Source organism: Streptomyces sp. NPDC088910 (assembly GCF_044749865.1).
Lineage (GTDB): Bacteria > Actinomycetota > Actinomycetes > Streptomycetales > Streptomycetaceae > Actinacidiphila.
The window spans coordinates 13787-30547 of sequence record NZ_JBIVIV010000011.1 but is presented as its reverse complement, the minus strand read 5'-3'; the positions used below and the strand labels follow the sequence as shown (position 1 = coordinate 30547).

At 70.0% G+C, this 16761-nt stretch carries 16 protein-coding genes; 14 read left to right on the top strand and 2 right to left on the bottom strand.

The genetic code is table 11. From position 1 onward, the window contains the following. Positions 1-113 precede the first annotated feature (113 nt). From hpnE to ACIP4Z_RS24135, 8 genes are all read left to right on the top strand, one after another. Positions 114-1526 (top strand): hydroxysqualene dehydroxylase HpnE, encoded by a 1413-nt coding sequence (gene hpnE / locus ACIP4Z_RS24170; protein WP_391051414.1) that lies wholly within the window; start codon positions 114-116, stop codon positions 1524-1526. Beyond that, positions 1523-2593 (top strand): polyprenyl synthetase family protein, encoded by a 1071-nt coding sequence (locus ACIP4Z_RS24165; RefSeq protein ID WP_188282688.1) that lies wholly within the window; start codon positions 1523-1525, stop codon positions 2591-2593. The genes hpnE and ACIP4Z_RS24165 overlap by 4 nt, the downstream gene beginning before the upstream one ends. 108 nt (positions 2594-2701) lie before the next feature. Continuing rightward, on the top strand, positions 2702-4729 hold the full coding sequence (shc, locus tag ACIP4Z_RS24160; protein ID WP_391051416.1) for a squalene--hopene cyclase: 2028 nt from the start codon (positions 2702-2704) through the stop codon (positions 4727-4729). A gap of 3 nt (positions 4730-4732) precedes the next feature. Then, positions 4733-5335 (top strand): 1-hydroxy-2-methyl-2-butenyl 4-diphosphate reductase, encoded by a 603-nt coding sequence (locus tag ACIP4Z_RS24155; protein ID WP_355339469.1) that lies wholly within the window; start codon positions 4733-4735, stop codon positions 5333-5335. A 5-nt stretch (positions 5336-5340) separates the two neighbouring features. Beyond that, positions 5341-6369, top strand: a complete 1029-nt coding sequence (gene hpnH / locus ACIP4Z_RS24150; protein WP_355339472.1) for an adenosyl-hopene transferase HpnH — start codon at positions 5341-5343, stop codon at positions 6367-6369. Between the two features lie 7 nt (positions 6370-6376). Then, positions 6377-7570 (top strand): flavodoxin-dependent (E)-4-hydroxy-3-methylbut-2-enyl-diphosphate synthase, encoded by a 1194-nt coding sequence (gene ispG, locus ACIP4Z_RS24145; protein WP_401311344.1) that lies wholly within the window; start codon positions 6377-6379, stop codon positions 7568-7570. Between the two features lie 36 nt (positions 7571-7606). After that, entirely contained in the window at positions 7607-9619 is a 2013-nt protein-coding gene (gene dxs / locus ACIP4Z_RS24140; protein ID WP_401311342.1) for a 1-deoxy-D-xylulose-5-phosphate synthase, read from the top strand. Continuing rightward, positions 9606-11060, top strand: a complete 1455-nt coding sequence (locus tag ACIP4Z_RS24135; protein ID WP_355342852.1) for an aspartate aminotransferase family protein — start codon at positions 9606-9608, stop codon at positions 11058-11060. Before dxs ends, ACIP4Z_RS24135 begins: the two co-directional genes overlap by 14 nt. A gap of 62 nt (positions 11061-11122) precedes the next feature. Here ACIP4Z_RS24135 and ACIP4Z_RS24130 read toward each other — a convergent pair whose 3' ends face one another. Next, positions 11123-11980, bottom strand: a complete 858-nt coding sequence (locus ACIP4Z_RS24130; RefSeq protein ID WP_401311339.1) for a tyrosine-protein phosphatase — start codon at positions 11978-11980, stop codon at positions 11123-11125. Positions 11981-12194: 214 nt separating this feature from the next. Between ACIP4Z_RS24130 and ACIP4Z_RS24125 the strand changes: the two genes are divergently transcribed. After that, positions 12195-12986 (top strand): SGNH/GDSL hydrolase family protein, encoded by a 792-nt coding sequence (locus ACIP4Z_RS24125; protein ID WP_355342849.1) that lies wholly within the window; start codon positions 12195-12197, stop codon positions 12984-12986. On the opposite strand, the gene ACIP4Z_RS24120 is transcribed toward ACIP4Z_RS24125, so the two are convergent. Next, positions 12987-13448: an ATP-binding protein gene (locus ACIP4Z_RS24120; protein ID WP_355342846.1), complete on the bottom strand. Its 462-nt coding sequence runs from the start codon at positions 13446-13448 to the stop codon at positions 12987-12989. 178 nt (positions 13449-13626) lie between these two features. On the opposite strand from ACIP4Z_RS24120, the gene ACIP4Z_RS24115 reads away from it, so the two are divergent. The 5 genes from ACIP4Z_RS24115 (at position 13627) to ACIP4Z_RS24095 (ending at position 16744) form a co-directional block, all read left to right on the top strand. Continuing rightward, positions 13627-14451 (top strand): helix-turn-helix transcriptional regulator, encoded by an 825-nt coding sequence (locus tag ACIP4Z_RS24115; protein ID WP_355342885.1) that lies wholly within the window; start codon positions 13627-13629, stop codon positions 14449-14451. 105 nt (positions 14452-14556) lie between these two features. Continuing rightward, positions 14557-14772, top strand: coding sequence for a DUF397 domain-containing protein (locus ACIP4Z_RS24110; RefSeq protein WP_355342882.1), 216 nt, complete (start codon positions 14557-14559; stop codon positions 14770-14772). 121 nt (positions 14773-14893) lie between these two features. Continuing rightward, positions 14894-15700: an SAM-dependent methyltransferase gene (locus ACIP4Z_RS24105; RefSeq protein WP_391163745.1), complete on the top strand. Its 807-nt coding sequence runs from the start codon at positions 14894-14896 to the stop codon at positions 15698-15700. A gap of 61 nt (positions 15701-15761) precedes the next feature. After that, positions 15762-16550 carry a helix-turn-helix domain-containing protein gene (locus ACIP4Z_RS24100; RefSeq protein WP_401311334.1) on the top strand — a complete coding sequence of 263 codons (789 nt, stop codon included), beginning with the start codon at positions 15762-15764 and terminating at the stop codon, positions 16548-16550. Then, the gene (locus ACIP4Z_RS24095; RefSeq protein WP_355342840.1) at positions 16547-16744 is read left to right on the top strand and encodes a DUF6126 family protein; all 198 of its coding nucleotides are present in this window, start codon (positions 16547-16549) and stop codon (positions 16742-16744) included. Before ACIP4Z_RS24100 ends, ACIP4Z_RS24095 begins: the two co-directional genes overlap by 4 nt. Positions 16745-16761: the final 17 nt, after the last annotated feature.

The following is a 16761-nucleotide window of genomic DNA, read 5'->3' as shown; positions in this document are numbered from 1 at the left end:
ACGGCACGGGGCACGGTACGCGCACGACGAGGCAACCACCGGGACACGTACGGCGTCACTGCCAGCAACGGTTCGCCGTGCTGGACACGGCGGGGCCGAAGGGGGGAGGACGCATGACCGCGCATGAGCGGATCACCACCGACGGCGGCGGCATGCGCACCGCCGTCGTGGTCGGCGGCGGACTCGCCGGTACGACGGCCGCGCTCGCGCTGGCCGACGCCGGGGTGCGCGTCACCCTCGCCGAGGCCAGACCCCGGCTCGGCGGCCTCGCCTTCTCCTTCAAGCGCGGCGAGTTGACCGTCGACAACGGCCAGCACGTCTTTCTGCGCTGCTGCGACGCCTACCAGTGGTTCATCGACCGGATCGCGGCCCGCGACCTGGTGACCCTTCAGGACCGGCTGGACGTACCGGTGTTGGAGGCCGACACGCTCCGGCTGGGGCGGCTGTCCAGGACCGCGCTGCCGGTGCCCCTGCACCTGGCCGCGAGCCTGCTCCGCTACCCGCATCTGAGTCCGCGTGAGCGGGCCTCGGTGGGCCGCGCCGCGCTCGCGCTGGGCCGCCTCGACCTGGACGACCCGGCCCTGGACCGTACGGACTTCGCGAGCTGGCTCAGTGCGCGCGGGCAGTCGGCGCGCACCATCGAGGCGCTGTGGGACCTGGTCGGTGTGGCCACGCTCAACGCGCGGTCGGCCGACGCCTCGTTGGGCCTGGCCGCGAAGGTCTTCAAGACCGGACTGCTCTCCGATCCGGGGGCCGCCGACATCGGCTGGGCCTCGGCGCCGCTGGGCGACCTGCACGACGGCCGGGCCCGCGCCGCGCTGGACACCGCGGGCGTACGCACCATGCTGCGCTCCCGTACCACCGGCATCAAAGAGGCGGCGGACGGCGGCTGGCACGTCTCGATCGAGACCGGACCGGGACGCGGCGAGCAACTCGACGCGGACATCGTGGTGTTGGCGGTCCCGCAGCGCGAGGCGCACGGCCTGCTGCCCGCCGGATCGCTCGAAGATCCGGAAAAGCTCTTGCGCATCGGTACCGCTCCGATCCTCAATATGCATGTGATCTACAACAGACAGGTGCTCCGACAGCCGTTCTTCGCGGCACTCGGCAGCCCCGTCCAGTGGGTCTTCGACCGCACCGTCAGTTCCGGGCTCACCGGCGGCGGTCAGTACGTGGCCGTGTCCCAGTCGGCGGTGGAGGACGAGATCGACCTCCCCGTGGCCGAGTTGCGCGCCCGCTACCTGCCCGAGCTGGAACGGCTGCTGCCCGCGGCCCGCGGCGCGGGCGTCCGCGACTTCTTCGTCACCCGGGAACGCACCGCGACCTTCGCGCCCACTCCGGGTGTCGGGAGCTTGCGGCCCGGTCCGGTGACCCGCGCCCCCGGCCTCTACCTGGCCGGGTCGTGGACCGCCACCGGCTGGCCCGCGACCATGGAGAGCGCGGTGCGCAGCGGCCTGCACGCCTCCCGAGAAGCGTTGTCCGCGCTCGGGATGCCATTCGACAACGGCGTCCTGGAGGCGGCATGAGTGCTATTGGTGCAACCAGAGGAGAGAACGTGACCGCCACCGGCGTCATCGAACTGCTGGAAAACGGCCGCATCCTGACCACACCCGTACTGCGCGCGGCCGTGGCCCGCCTCGCACCCCCGATGGACACCGTCGCCGCCTACCACTTCGGCTGGATCGACGAGGCGGGCCGCCCCGCGGACGGCGACGGCGGCAAGGCCGTACGCCCGGCGCTGGCCCTGCTGTCCGCGGAGGCCGCGGGCGCCTCGGCCGAGACGGGCGTACCCGGCGCCGTCGCCGTGGAGCTGGTGCACAACTTCTCGCTGCTGCACGACGACCTGATGGACGGCGACGAGCAGCGGCGGCACCGCGACACGGTGTGGAAGGTGCACGGTCCCGCCCAGGCGATCCTGGTCGGCGACGCGCTCTTCGCGCTCGCCAACGAGCTGCTGCTGGAACAGGGCACGGTCGACGCCGGCCGGGCCACCCGCCGGCTGACCACCGCCACCCGCAAACTGATCGACGGTCAGGCGCAGGACATCTCCTTCGAGCACCGCGAGCGGGTCACCGTCCAGGAGTGCCTGGAGATGGAGGGCAACAAGACCGGCGCGCTGCTGGCCTGCGCGTCCTCCATCGGCGCGGTGCTCGGCGGGGCCTCGGAGTCCGACGCCGACGCGCTGGAGGAGTACGGCTACCACCTGGGGCTCGCCTTCCAGGCGGTGGACGACCTGCTGGGCATCTGGGGCGACCCCGCGGCCACCGGCAAGCAGACCTGGAGCGACCTGCGGCAGCGCAAGAAGTCGCTTCCCGTGGTCGCCGCGCTCGCCGCGGGAGGGTCCGCGTCGGAGCGCCTGGGTGAACTGCTCGCGGCGGACGCGAAGAATCCTGAAACCGGTGCCTTCAGCGAGGAAGAGTTCGCTATGCGCGCGGCGTTGATCGAAGAGGCCGGTGGACGTGAGTGGACCTCCCAGGAGGCCAGGAGGCAGTACGCGACCGCCATCGCCGCGCTGGACAAAATGGACATGCCGGAACAAATTCAACGTAAGCTCGTTGGTCTCGCGGATTTTGTGGTGGTCCGCGAGAAATAAAGAGAACGACAGAACGAAACGTGGAGCGCTAACGTCGCCGGTCCCTCTTATGTGACGGCCGACGGCCGCCCCAACACCGCAGATAGTCTCAACTGCAAAGGGGAAGCCATGACAGCGACGACCGATGGCAGTCCAGGGACGCCAACCCACCGGACACCTTCGGCCAGCAGCACCTCGGAGCCGGACCCTGTTCCAGCCGACGGCACCGAGGCGGCGGCGCAGCGTGCCGTGCAGCGCGCCGCAGACCACCTTCTGGCACGGCAGCACCCCGACGGATGGTGGAAGGGCGACCTCGAAACGAACGTGACGATGGACGCCGAGGATCTGTTGCTCCGACAGTTCCTGGGTATCCAGGACGAGCAGACCACCGCGGCCTCCGCCCGGTGGATCCGCTCGCAGCAGCGTGAGGACGGCGCCTGGCCCACCTTTCACGGCGGGCCGGGCGACGTGTCGGCCACCATCGAGGCGTATGTCGCGCTGCGACTCGCCGGGGACTCCCCGGACGAGGCGCACATGGCACTCGCCGCCAAGTGGTCGCGCGGCGAAGGGGGAGTGGCGGCCAGCCGGGTCTTCACCCGCATCTGGCTGGCCCTGTTCGGCTGGTGGAGCTGGGACGACCTCCCGGAACTGCCGCCCGAGATCATCTACCTGCCCAAGTGGATGCCGCTGAACATCTACTCGTTCGGCTGCTGGGCGCGGCAGACCATCGTGCCGCTCACCGTCGTCGGAGCCCACCGCCCGGTCCGCCCGGCGCCGTTCGGCATCGACGAGCTGCACATCAACCCCAAACAGCCCAACCCCAAGCGGCGCAGAGCCTCCATCAGGACCTGGGACGGCGTCTTCGAGCGGCTCGACCAGGTGCTGCACGTCTACCGCCGCTTCAGCCCGCGCATGGTGCGGCGCAGCGCCATGCACGCCTGTGCCCGCTGGATCATCGAGCGTCAGGAGGCCGACGGCTGCTGGGGAGGAATCCAGCCACCCGCCGTCTACTCCGTGATCGCCCTGCACCTGCTGGGCTACGAGCTCGACCACCCGGTGGTCAAGGCCGGTCTCGACTCGCTGGATCGTTTCGCCGTATGGCCGGAAGAGGGCGTCCGGATGATCGAGGCGTGCCAGTCCCCGGTCTGGGACACCTGCCTCGCCGCCATCGCGCTCGCCGACGCGGGCGTCCCCGCGGACGACCCGGCGCTGGTCAAGTCGGCCGAATGGATGCTCGGCGAGCAGATCACCCGGCCGGGTGACTGGTCCGTGCAGCGGCCCCAGCTCGCCCCGGGCGGCTGGGCGTTCGAATTCCACAACGACATCTACCCCGACATCGACGACACCGCCGAGGTCGTCCTCGCCCTGCGCAGGATCGACCACCCGGACCGGGCGCGCGTCGACTCCGCGGTGGAGAAGGCCGTGCGCTGGAACGTCGGGATGCAGTCGCGGAACGGCGCGTGGGGCGCCTTCGACGCCGACAACACCAGCAGGTTCCCGAACCGGCTGCCCTTCTGCGACTTCGGCGAGGTCATCGACCCGCCGTCGGCCGACGTCACGGCGCACGTGGTGGAGATGCTCGCCGCGCTCGGTCTCGAGCACGACGAGCACGCCCGCCGCGGCATCGAGTGGCTGCTGGCGGAACAGGAGGACAACGGCGCCTGGTTCGGCCGTTGGGGGGTCAATTACATCTACGGCACGGGGTCCGCCGTCCCCGCGCTGGCCTCGGCCGGTCTGCCGTCGAGCCACCCGGCGATCCGCAAGGCGGTGAGCTGGCTGGAATCGGTGCAGAACAACGACGGTGGCTGGGGCGAGGACCTGCGCTCCTACTCCGACCGGGAATGGGTGGGCCGCGGTGCCTCCACCGCCTCGCAGACCGCGTGGGCCCTGATGGCGCTGCTGGCGGCGGGCGAACGGGACGGTGACGCGGTCGCGCGCGGGGTGCGCTGGCTGACCGACACTCAGCTCCCCGACGGGTCGTGGGACGAGCCGTACTTCACCGGTACGGGCTTCCCCCGCGACTTCTCGATCAACTACCACCTCTACCGCATGGTCTTCCCGCTGACCGCCCTCGGGCGATACGTACGCGACGAGCCGTTCGGTACCGCGGGTGCCCCGGCCGTCACCGCCGGAACCGCCGCTGGAAAGGGGGCCTAGTTCGTGGGCCATACAGGACCGCCGCTGCTGGTGGTGTGCGCCCTGCGCATCGAGAAGGTCGCGCTGCGCAGGGGAGCGGCCCGGAACGCCGCCGAAAGGGTCACCGTGCTCAGGACCGGCATGGGACCCACGGCCGCCGACCGGGTGGTCCGTGAGGCCCTGCACCAACCGGAGCTGCGCGGCTCGGCCGTCCTCACCACGGGCTTCTGTGCCGGGCTCGCGCCCGGCATGCGCCCCGGTGACGTCGTGGTCGCCGAGGACGGCCACGAGAGCGAGGCGCTCGCCGCCGCGCTCAAGGCGGCCGGTCACACCGTGCACACCGGCCCCCTCGCAGAATCCGACCATGTCGTGCGGGGCGCCGAGCGCACCGCACTGGCGGCGACCGGTGCCATCGCCGTGGACATGGAATCGGCCGCGATGCGACGCGCCGCGCTCGCCGAAGGCGCGCGCCACATCGCGGCGGCCCGAGTCGTCGTCGACACGCCCGAGTTCGAACTCGTACGTGTCGGAACGCTTCGCACCGGGATCATCGCATTCCGGGTGCTCAGAGATCTTGTTCCTGCCTTTCTTGATTGGCACCGCACTACCGTGCTCCCCTGGAGGTGAGCTAGATGGCTATGCCGCTCCGTCAGACCATCCGTGTCGCGTCGTACCTCTTCGAACAGAAAATGGTCAGGCGCCGCGAAAAGTTCCCGCTCATCGTCGAGCTCGAACCGCTCTTCGCCTGCAACCTCAAATGTGAGGGCTGCGGCAAGATCCAGCACCCCGCCAACGTGCTGAAGCAGCGCATGCCGGTGGCCCAGGCCGTCGGCGCGGTGCTGGAGTCGGGCGCGCCGATGGTGTCCATCGCGGGTGGTGAGCCGCTGATGCACCCCCAGATCGACGAGATCGTCCGGCAACTCGTAGCGAAGAAGAAGTACGTCTTCCTCTGCACCAATGCCCTTCTGCTGCGCAAGAAAATCGAGAAGTTCACACCTTCTCCTTACTTTGCCTTTACCGTTCACATTGACGGTATGCGCGAGCGGCACGACGAGTCCGTGGCCAAGGAAGGCACCTTCGACGAGGCCGTGGCCGCGATCAAGGAAGCCCAGCGCCGCGGTTTCCGGGTCACCACGAACTCGACTTTCTTCAACACCGACACGCCGCAGACGATCATCGAGGTGATGAACTACCTCAATGACGATCTGAAGGTCGAGGAGATGATGCTGTCTCCCGCGTACGCCTACGAGAAGGCGCCCGACCAGGACCACTTCCTGGGCGTGACGCAGACCCGTGAGCTGTTCAAGAAGGCGTTCGACGACGGCAACCGGCGCAAGTGGCGGCTCAACCACAGCCCGCTCTTCCTGGACTTCCTGGAGGGCAAGGCGGACTTCCCCTGCACCGCGTGGGCGATCCCCAACTACTCGCTCTTCGGCTGGCAGCGCCCCTGCTACCTGATGGCCGACGGGTACGTGGCCACGTACCAGAAGCTCCTGGACGAGACGGACTGGGACAAGTACGGCCGGGGCAAGGACGACCGGTGCGACAACTGCATGGCGCACTGCGGTTACGAGCCCACGGCCGTCATGGCCACCATGGGCTCCCTGAAGGAGTCCATCCGCGCCGCCCGTGAGACGGTCGCCTCCAACAGGGCGAAGTGACCTGACGATGACAGCAGTCGAGCCGGTCGCGCTCGGCCTGCCCTCCCTGCCGGCCCGGCCTCTGGCGACGCGTCGTGTTTCGCGTCGTATCCAGGTCGGGTCGGTCCCGGTGGGCGGGGACGCGCCTGTTTCCGTCCAGTCGATGACGACGACCCGTACCTCTGACATCGGTGCCACTCTTCAGCAGATCGCGGAGCTGACGGCTTCGGGCTGTCAGATCGTGCGGGTGGCGTGTCCGACGCAGGATGACGCCGACGCGTTGGCGACGATCGCGAAGAAGTCGCAGATTCCGGTGATCGCGGACATTCATTTTCAGCCGAAGTACGTGTTCGCGGCGATCGATGCCGGGTGTGCGGCGGTTCGGGTGAATCCGGGGAACATCAAGCAGTTCGACGACAAGGTCAAGGAGATCGCGCGGGCGGCTTCGGACGCGGGGACGCCGATCCGGATCGGTGTGAACGCGGGGTCGCTGGACGCGCGGCTGCTGAAGAAGTACGGGAAGGCGACGCCTGAGGCGCTGGTGGAGTCCGCGCTGTGGGAGGCGTCGCTGTTCGAGGAGCACGGTTTCCGGGACATCAAGATCTCGGTGAAGCACAACGACCCGGTCGTGATGGTCAACGCCTACCGGCTGCTGGCCGCGCAGTCGGACTATCCGCTGCATCTGGGTGTGACGGAGGCGGGTCCGGCGTTCCAGGGGACGATCAAGTCCGCTGTGGCGTTCGGTGCGCTGCTGTCGGAGGGTATCGGGGACACGATCCGGGTGTCGTTGTCGGCTCCTCCGGCGGAGGAGGTCAAGGTCGGTATCCAGATTCTGGAGTCGTTGAATCTGCGGCAGCGGCGGCTGGAGATCGTGTCGTGTCCGTCGTGCGGGCGTGCGCAGGTGGATGTGTACAAGCTCGCGGATCAGGTGTCGGCGGGTCTTGACGGTATGGAGGTCCCGCTGCGGGTCGCGGTGATGGGCTGTGTCGTCAACGGTCCGGGTGAGGCCCGTGAGGCTGACCTCGGTGTCGCGTCGGGCAACGGGAAGGGTCAGATCTTCGTCAAGGGTGAGGTCATCAAGACCGTGCCGGAGTCGAAGATCGTCGAGACGCTGATCGAAGAGGCGATGAAACTCGCCGAGCAGATGGAGGCCGACGGCACCACGTCGGGTGAACCCTCCGTGACCGTCGGCGGCCAAGCCGTCGCGGGAACGGTCGGCTGAACATAGCAATCCCGGCAGGGGGAACGAGGTCCACTTATGTCGATGCTGGAGAACATCCGAAGCCCGCGCGACCTGAAGGCACTGCCCGAAGGCCGGCTCGACGAACTGGCCGCCGACATCCGGCAGTTCCTGGTCCAGGCCGTGGCCAGGACCGGCGGCCACCTGGGACCGAATCTGGGGGTGGTGGAGCTGACGATCGCGCTCCACCGCGTCTTCGACTCGCCCGCCGACCGGATCCTGTGGGACACCGGCCACCAGTCCTACGTCCACAAACTGCTCACCGGCCGCCAGGACTTCTCCAAACTGCGCAGCAAGGGCGGCCTGTCCGGCTACCCCTGCCGCGCCGAGTCCGAGCACGACGTGATCGAGAACAGCCACGCCTCCACCGTCCTCGGCTGGGCCGACGGCCTCGCCAAGGCCAACCAGGTCAAGGGCGGCGACGACCATGTGGTCGCCGTCATCGGCGACGGCGCGCTCACCGGCGGCATGGCCTGGGAGGCGCTGAACAACATCGCCGCGGGCCGGGACCGCCCGCTGATCATCGTCGTCAACGACAACGAGCGGTCGTACGCCCCGACCATCGGCGGTCTGGCCAACCACCTCACCACGCTGCGCACCACCGACGGCTACGAACGCTTCCTGTCCTGGGGCAAGAGCGTCCTCCAGCAGACCCCGGTCATCGGGCAGCCGCTCTACGAGTCGCTGCACGGCGCGAAGAAGGGCTTCAAGGACTCCTTCGCCCCGCAGGGCATGTTCGAGGACCTGGGCCTGAAGTACGTCGGCCCGATCGACGGCCACGACATCGCCGCCGTCGAGACCGCGCTGCGCCGCGCCAAGCGGTTCAGCGGCCCGGTGCTGGTGCACTGCCTCACCGAGAAGGGCCGCGGCTACCCGGCCGCCGAGCAGGACGAGGCGGACCGCTTCCACACCGTCGGCGCGATCAACCCGCTCACCGGCCGCCCGCTCGCCCCGGTCGGCGGCCCGTCGTGGACCTCCGTCTTCGGCAAGGAGATGGTCCGGGTCGGCGCCGAGCGGCCCGACGTCGTGGCGATCACCGCGGCCATGCTGCAACCGGTCGGACTCGAAGCCTTCGCGAAGGCGTACCCGCACCGGGTCTACGACGTCGGCATCGCCGAACAGCACGCCGCGACCTCGGCCGCGGGCCTGGCCACCGGCGGACTGCACCCGGTGGTCGCGGTCTACGCGACCTTCCTCAACCGCGCCTTCGACCAGGTCCTGATGGACGTGGCCCTGCACAAGTGCGGAGTCACCTTCGTCCTGGACCGGGCCGGGGTGACCGGGGTCGACGGCGCCTCGCACAACGGCATGTGGGACATGTCGATCCTCCAGGTCGTGCCGGGGCTGCGGATCGCCGCGCCGCGCGACGCCGACCAACTGCGGGCCCAACTGCGCGAAGCCCTCGACGTGGACGACGCGCCCACCGTGATCCGCTTCCCGAAGGAGACCGTCGGCGAGCCGCTGCCCGCCGTCGACCGGGTCGGCGGCATGGACGTGCTGCACCGGCCGTCCGAGGGCGAGACATCCGATGTGCTGCTGGTCTCGGTCGGCGCGCTCGGCGCCACCTGCCTGTCGGTCGCGGAACTGCTGGCCGGCCGCGGTATCGGCGTCACCGTCGTCGACCCGCGCTGGGTCAAGCCGGTCGACCCGGCGCTGCCCGAACTGGCCGCGCGCCACCGCATGGTGGCCGTCGTGGAGGACAACGGCCGCGCGGGCGGAGTCGGTTCGACCGTCGCGCAGGCGCTGCGCGACGCGGGCGTGGACGTGCCGCTGCGCGACTTCGGCATCCCGCAGCAGTTCCTCGCGCACGCCAAGCGCGCCGAGGTGCTGGCCGACATCGGACTGACCCCCGCCGAGATCGCGGGCCGGATCGGCGCGGCCCTGACCCGTATCGACACCCGTACCGGCACCCGGAACGGCGGCGCGCGTACGGTGACGGTCGGGGAACCGGCCGGGGCCGCGGACGACACCGCGCGGGAGGCCGTACCCATTCACGTACGCAAGGAGCAGGTGAGCGATGACATCGTCTGAGAGCAGCGTGGGCGAAGGGCCCGCCCCGCAGGCCGGCGGCGGCGAAGTGCCCGGCCCGGCCAAGGGGTTCGACCTGGCGACGCTGCTCGCCGAGCGCGGCGGCGAGCGCTACGACCTGCACGCCAAGCACCTGAACCACCAGCTTCCGCGGATGCTGCACACCATCGGCTTCGACAAGGTCTACGAGCGGGCCGAGGGCGCGCACTTCTGGGACGCCGACGGCAACGACTACCTGGACATGCTCGCCGGATTCGGCGTGATGGGCGTCGGACGCCACCACCCGGTGGTCCGCAAGGCGCTGCACGACGTGCTCGACGCGGGGCTCGCCGACCTGACCCGCTTCGACTGCCAGCCGCTGCCCGGCCTGCTCGCCGAGAAGCTGCTCGCCCACTCGCCGCACCTGGACCGGGTGTTCTTCGGCAACAGCGGCACCGAGGCCGTCGAGACCGCGCTGAAATTCGCCCGGTACGCCACCGGCAAGACGCGCGTCCTGTACTGCAAGCACTCCTTCCACGGGCTGACCACCGGGTCGCTGTCCGTCAACGGCGAGGCCGGATTCCAGGACGGCTTCGCACCGCTGCTGCCCGACACCCCGATCGAGGTGGGCGATCTCGAAGCGCTCGCGCGGGAGTTGAAGCGCGGCGACGTGGCCGCGATGATCATCGAGCCGATCCAGGGCCACGGCGTCTACATCCCGCCGCCCGGATACCTGCGCGCCGCCCAGGAGCTGCTGCACAAGCACAAGGCGCTGCTCATCTGCGACGAGGTGCAGACCGGCATCGGCCGCACCGGCACCTTCTACGCCTACCAGCAGGAAGAGGGCGTCGAGCCCGACCTGCTGACCGTCGCCAAGACGCTCTCCGGCGGATACGTGCCGGTCGGCGCCACGCTCGGCAAGGACTGGATCTTCAAGAAGGTCTACTCCTCCATGGACCGGGTCCTGGTGCACTCCGCCAGCTTCGGGTCCAACGCCCAGGCGATGGCGGCGGGACTGGCCACGCTGTCGGTGGTGGAGGACGAGCGGCTGGTCGAGAACTCCCGGCTGATGGGCGACCTGCTGCGCACCCGGCTGGCCGCGCTCACCGACCAGTACGAGTTCCTGAAGGACGTCCGCGGTCGCGGCCTGATGGTCGGCATCGAATTCGGCCGCCCCAAGTCGCTCGGCCTGCGCAGCCGTTGGACGATGCTCCAGGCCGCCCGCAAGGGGCTCTTCGCGCAGATGGTCGTGGTGCCGCTGCTCCAGCGGCACCACATCCTCACCCAGGTCTCCGGCGACCACGTCGAGGTCATCAAGCTGATCCCGCCGCTGGTCGTGAACGAGGCGGACGTCGACCGCTTCGTGACGGCCTTCACCGCCGTCATGGACGACGCGCACGGCGGGGGCGGCCTGATGTGGGACTTCGGCCGCACGCTGGTCAAGCAGGCGGTCGCCAACCGCTGAGGCGCACCGCCGGGACACGGACGGGGGCCCGTACGCCGCGCGTACGGGCCCCCGGGGGTCTCTCAGTCCGTCAGCAGCACGTCCCGCAGCCGCTCGCGCCGCTCCTTCGTCAGGCCCAGGCCCTCCTCCAGATAGCGGTCGACCGAGCCCCACTCCTCGTCGATGGTCTGGAAGGCGGCCCGCAGGTACTCCGCCCGCGCCTCGAAGAGCGGGTCGAGCAGCGCCATCACCGCCGGGTCGATCTCGGAGCCGGTGCTGCCGTCGCCGCGGCGCACCCGGTAGCGGCGGTGCGGCGCGTTGCTCTCCAGGTAGTCCGCCTCGATGGCGGCGCGCTCGACGCCCAGCGCCAGCAGGATGATCGCGATCGACGTACCCGCGCGGTCCTTGCCCGCGGCGCAGTGCAGCAGCGCGGGGACGGCCGGGTCGGCGGGCTCGGTGAGCAGTTCGAGCATCCGGGCGTGCTCCGCGGTGCGCTCGCGGATCAACGTGCGGTAGGACTGCGCCATCCGCTCCGCGGCGCGCCCCTCGCCCAGCACCTCCTCCAGCGCGGCCAGGTCGCCGTTGCGGACGGTGTGCCAGAAACCGGCGTTGTTGTTGTTCGCCGGGTCGCTGAGCGGGAGGTTCACATTGACGGTGCCCGGCAGATCGACGTCCGGGCCCTCGACGCGGATGTCGTCCCGGTTGCGGAAGTCGAAGATCGTGTGCAGGCCGAGCCCGGTGAGGAACGCGGTGGCGTCGGCGTCGGCGTGCGCGAGGTGACCGCTGCGGAACAGCACGCCCGGCCGTACCCGGCGCCCGTCCGTCGTGGGCAGACCCCCGACGTCCCGGAAATTCCGCACACCGGTCAGTTCGGGCTCTGACAGCGCCTCGGCTATCGGCTCGGATCCGGTCGGGTCGGTCCGCGGCAATTCCTGCGTCACCGGTGATCCTCCTACCTCTCATACGTCGCGACCTGGGGCACTGCCGACGATACGGCAGCGCGGAACACCACGTACCGAACGGTATGTGTCCGGTGCGCCGTCACCCGGCGGCCTATTCCTTCCTGGCGGCTTTGACCTGGTGGGATGAATCACGTCGCGTCAACCCCTCCTTACGGTCGCGTAAGTCACACCCGGAGGAGAAAGATGGTCCGACGTGGCTGACGATTCGCAAACAGACGACAACGGTGCGATCGGGTCGTACACCGCGGTGGGGGACAGCTTCACCGAAGGCGTCGGCGACCCCGGTCCTGACGGTATGTACGTGGGCTGGGCGGACCGCCTGGCCGTACTCCTCGCCGACCGGCGCGAGGAACACACCTTCCGCTACGCCAATCTCGCGGTCCGCGGCCGGCTGCTCGACCAGATCGTGGCCGAGCAGGTGCCGCGCGCCAAGGAACTCGCTCCCGACCTGGTGACCTTCTGCGCCGGGGGCAACGACATCCTGCGCCCCGGCGGTGACCCCGACGCCATCGCCGAGCGCTTCGAGGCCGCCGTCGCCGATCTCAGCGGCGCCGTCGGCACGGTGCTGGTCTGTACGGGCTTCGACACCCGCGACGTACCCGTGCTGCGGCACCTGCGCGGCAAGATCGCCACGTACACCGCGCATGTCAGGTCCATCGCCGACCGCTACGACTGTCCGGTGCTCGACCTGTGGTCGCTGCGTTCGGTGCAGGACCGCAGGGCCTGGAGCGACGACCGGCTCCACCTGTCGCCCGAGGGGCACACCAGGGTCGCGCTGCGCGCCGCGCAGGTGCTCGGCCTCGACGTGCCCGCCGACCCCGACCAGGCGTGGCCGCCGCTGTCCCAGCGGCCGGCCTCCGCGGTGCGCAAGGACAACATCCAGTGGGCCAGGGAGTATCTGGTGCCGTGGATCGGACGGCGGCTGCGCGGGGAGTCCTCCGGCGACGACGTCGAGCCGAAGCGGCCCGATCTGCTGCCGCTGTAGCTAACACGAGGGCGCGGGGTGTACGGCCAGTTCGGCCCACACCACGCGCCCTGTCCCGTCTTCCGCGGGTTCCGATCCCCAGGCCGTCGCCAGCACGCTCACCAGGAGCAGTCCGCGACCGCCCTCCTCGTCCGCGCCCGCGTCGCACGGTTCGGGCCTGCTGGAGCCCCGGCCCTGGTCGGTCACTTCCAGCCGTATCACCGCGCCGCGCTGGTGCACGACGCAGGTGATCTTCTCGCTGTCGGTGTGCCGCACCGCGTTGGTGAACAGTTCGGTCACCACCAGGCTCGCGTCGTCCACCAGTTCGGGGCACACATTCCACTCGCTCAGCCGGTCGCGTATCCGGCCCCGGGCGTCGGCCACCGAAGCGCTCTGCGCGGGCAGCCGAAAGACGTCGTGGCGGCCACAGCCGCCACCGGTGTCATGGCGCTCGCGTCGGAGAGCGTTGGGTGAAGGAACCACTCCGTAACTATGGGGCTCGTGCCGGACACATGGCAAGGTCCGTTCTGTAATTTGCAAATTCAACAGAACACGCTGTCGCTGACGCTGACGACATGCCACACTGCTTATCAGTCAAGGGAGTTGGGGGTTGAGCCACGTGATGGACCCGCGGCCGGGCGGCGCTCCGACCGTCCTGCGCATGGTGCTCGGCAAGCGACTCCAGGACCTCCGCGAGCGGGCCGGGCTCAGCTTCGAACAGGCCGGGCAGGCCCTCGATGTCACCCACGCCACGATCCGGCGGATGGAAAAGGCCGAAGTCGGGCTGAAGATCCCCTATGTCGAAAAACTCCTGATCACCTATGGAATCACCACTCCCGAGGAGATCGGCGGCTTCCTGGCCCTGGCCCGCGAGGCCAACCGGCCCGGCTGGTGGCACAGCTTCCGCGACGTCCTGCCGGACTGGTTCAGCGCCTTCGTCAGCCTGGAGGGCGAGGCCACCGTCATCCGCGCCTACGAGCCGCACTACGTGCCCGGCCTGCTCCAGACCCCCGCGTACGCGCGCGCCGTACTGCGCGCGGGGATGCCGCACGCGGCGGCCGAGGAGATAGACCGCCTGGTCGAACTGCGCGTCGAGCGCCAGACGCTGGTGCGCAAGCACGAGGCTCCGCTGCTGTGGGTCGTCATGGACGAGACCGTGCTGCGCCGCCCCATCGGCGGCCGGCGGGTGATGCGCGAGCAGATCGACGCCCTCGCCGAGGCGACCGAGCTGCCGAACGTGCGCCTCCAGGTCATCCCGTTCGCCTCCGGCCCGCACCCCGCCATGTACGGGCCCTTCCACATCTTCCGGTTCCAGCTCCAGGAGATCCCGGACATCGCCTACGCGGAGAGCCTGGTGGGCGGCGTCTACTTCGACGAGCGGGACGACGTGTCCACCTTCCTGGAGGCACTCGACCGGATGTGCGCGCAGGCCGCGCCGGCACAGAGCACCAAGGCCATCCTCGATGGCATGCGCAAGGAGATCTGAACCATGGATCGCGTCAGCAACGACGGCGTGTACGGGTACGGCGACATCTACGACACCGTGCACGACGCCGCCCACGGCAGACATCACGACGGCATCTACAACGGGATGCCCGCCACCGAACTCGGTCCCGACGGGTGGCGCAAACCCTGGAGCGGCGGCAACGGCGGCTCCTGCGTGGAAGCGAAACGCCTGAACGACGGACGGGTGGCGCTGCGCCAGTCGACCGACCCCGACGGTCCGGCGCTGATCTACACCAATCACGAGATCACCACCTTCATCCAGGGCGCCAAGGCCGGCGAAGCGGATTTCCTCCTCGGATGAGCACCACGCACGAAGGACCGCGTGTCACCGACGCGCGAAGCGCCGCGTCCGACGCGGGACGCACCACGTATGACGCACAGAGCACAGCGGCACAGCAGAAGCGAAGGAAGCGGAGGACGGCGTGACCGACCAGGGATTCCCCGTCGACGAGATAGACACCAGCAAACCGCATCCGGCCCGTATGTACGACTACTTCCTCGGTGGTTGGGACAACTACGAGGTGGACCGGGAAGCCGCTCAGCGTGTCCTCGACGTCGCCCCGGACGTGGTCCTGGGCGCCCGCGCCAACCGCGCGTTCCTGAGCAGAGCCGTCCGCCACCTGGTGGAGGGCGGAATCCGGCAGATCATCGACATCGGCACCGGCATACCCACCTCGCCGAACACCCACGAGGTCGCGCACTCGGTCTCGCCCGACGTCCGGATCGCCTACATCGACAACGACCCGATCGTGGCCACCCACGCCGGGGCGCGGCTGATCGGCACCGGCAACACCGGCTTCTTCCTCGGGGACATGCGCGATCCGCGCACGATCCTGGAGCACCCCACCATCAGCGAGCTGATCGACTTCGACGAGCCGGTCGCGCTGCTGCTGGTGTCGGTGCTGCACTTCGTCACCGACGCCGAGGACCCGGCGGGCATGCTCGGCACGCTGCGCGAGGCGCTGCCGGCCGGCAGCTACCTGGTGCTCTCGCACGCCACCGCGGACTTCCACACCGACGTGGCGCCCGAGGTGATGGAGGTCTACAAGAAGGCCACCGCCTCGCTGACCGCCCGCAGCCACGCCGACGTGCTCGCCTTCTTCGACGGGTACGACCTGATCGAGCCCGGTCTGGTCCAGGTCCCGCTCTGGCACCCGGAGGGCCCGGAGCTCAAGCCCGCCGAGCTGCGCAAGATCGGGGTCTACGGGGGCATCGGCCGCAAGCGCTGATCACCGCGGGTTTTTGCCTCTGAGGTAACTCGTTTGCCTGAGAGGCAAGCCGTGCTGTTCCATGGAAGGCATGGACGCCACCCACGGCACGGACATCCTCGACTCCGTGGACAGTGCGCCACCCCCGGGTGCGCTGTCCACGGACCATCTCGTCCTCGCGCCCCGCCTGCGGGACCGGCGACGCGCCAGCGGCCTCACCCTGGAGACCGCCGCCCGACGGCTTGAGCTGTCCGCGGCCCATCTGTCCCGGCTGGAGTCCGGCCTGCGCCAGCCCTCGCTGCCGGTCCTGCTCGGCCTGGCCCGGCTCTACGGCACCACCGTCTCCGACCTGCTGGGCGAGACGGAGGCCGAGCCGGATCCCATCGTACGCGGCGACCGTATGACGGCCGTGCCCGCGGGCGGCTGGACGTACTGGCGGGCGGGCGGCACCGGCCGCGCGATGCAGGCGCTGCGCGTGCACATACCCTCGGGCGCCCAGCGCGCGCTCGTCCGCGTCCACCCCGGCGAGGAGTGGCTGTACGTGACCGGGGGCAGGCTGCTGCTCAGCCTCGGCGACCGCGGCCACACCCTGGGTGCGGGGGACTCCGCGCACTTCGACTCGCTGGTGCCGCACCGGCTGGAGGCGGCGGACGCCGGGGGAGTGGACCTGCTGTTCGTCCACACCCTCATGCAGAGCGAGACCTCCGCCCTGTGCGTCAGCCCGCAGGACGCCGCCGCGGGCCCCGCGCCCGCCGACGCCCCGCGCACCGGTACCGGCCGCGCCGACCCCACGCGCGGCACCCACCAGGACCGTACGGATCAGCCCCGCGCACGCGCCCGGGGCGACGAGACCAGAGGAGCCCGGCGATGAGCGGCCAGAACCCGGCACCCGCCCCGACCCCCGAGCAGGTGCCCCCGCCCCGCTCGCTCGTGGTCGGCACCACCAACGGCAGCGAGAAACGCAAGGAACGCGGCGTCGTCCTGCGCGTCCTGGTCTACGTCGTGGTCGCCCACGCGCTGGCCTTCTTCATCTGGCTGCTGTTCCTGGTCGGCAACCGCGGCTGAGCGGCCCCTGCGGGGTG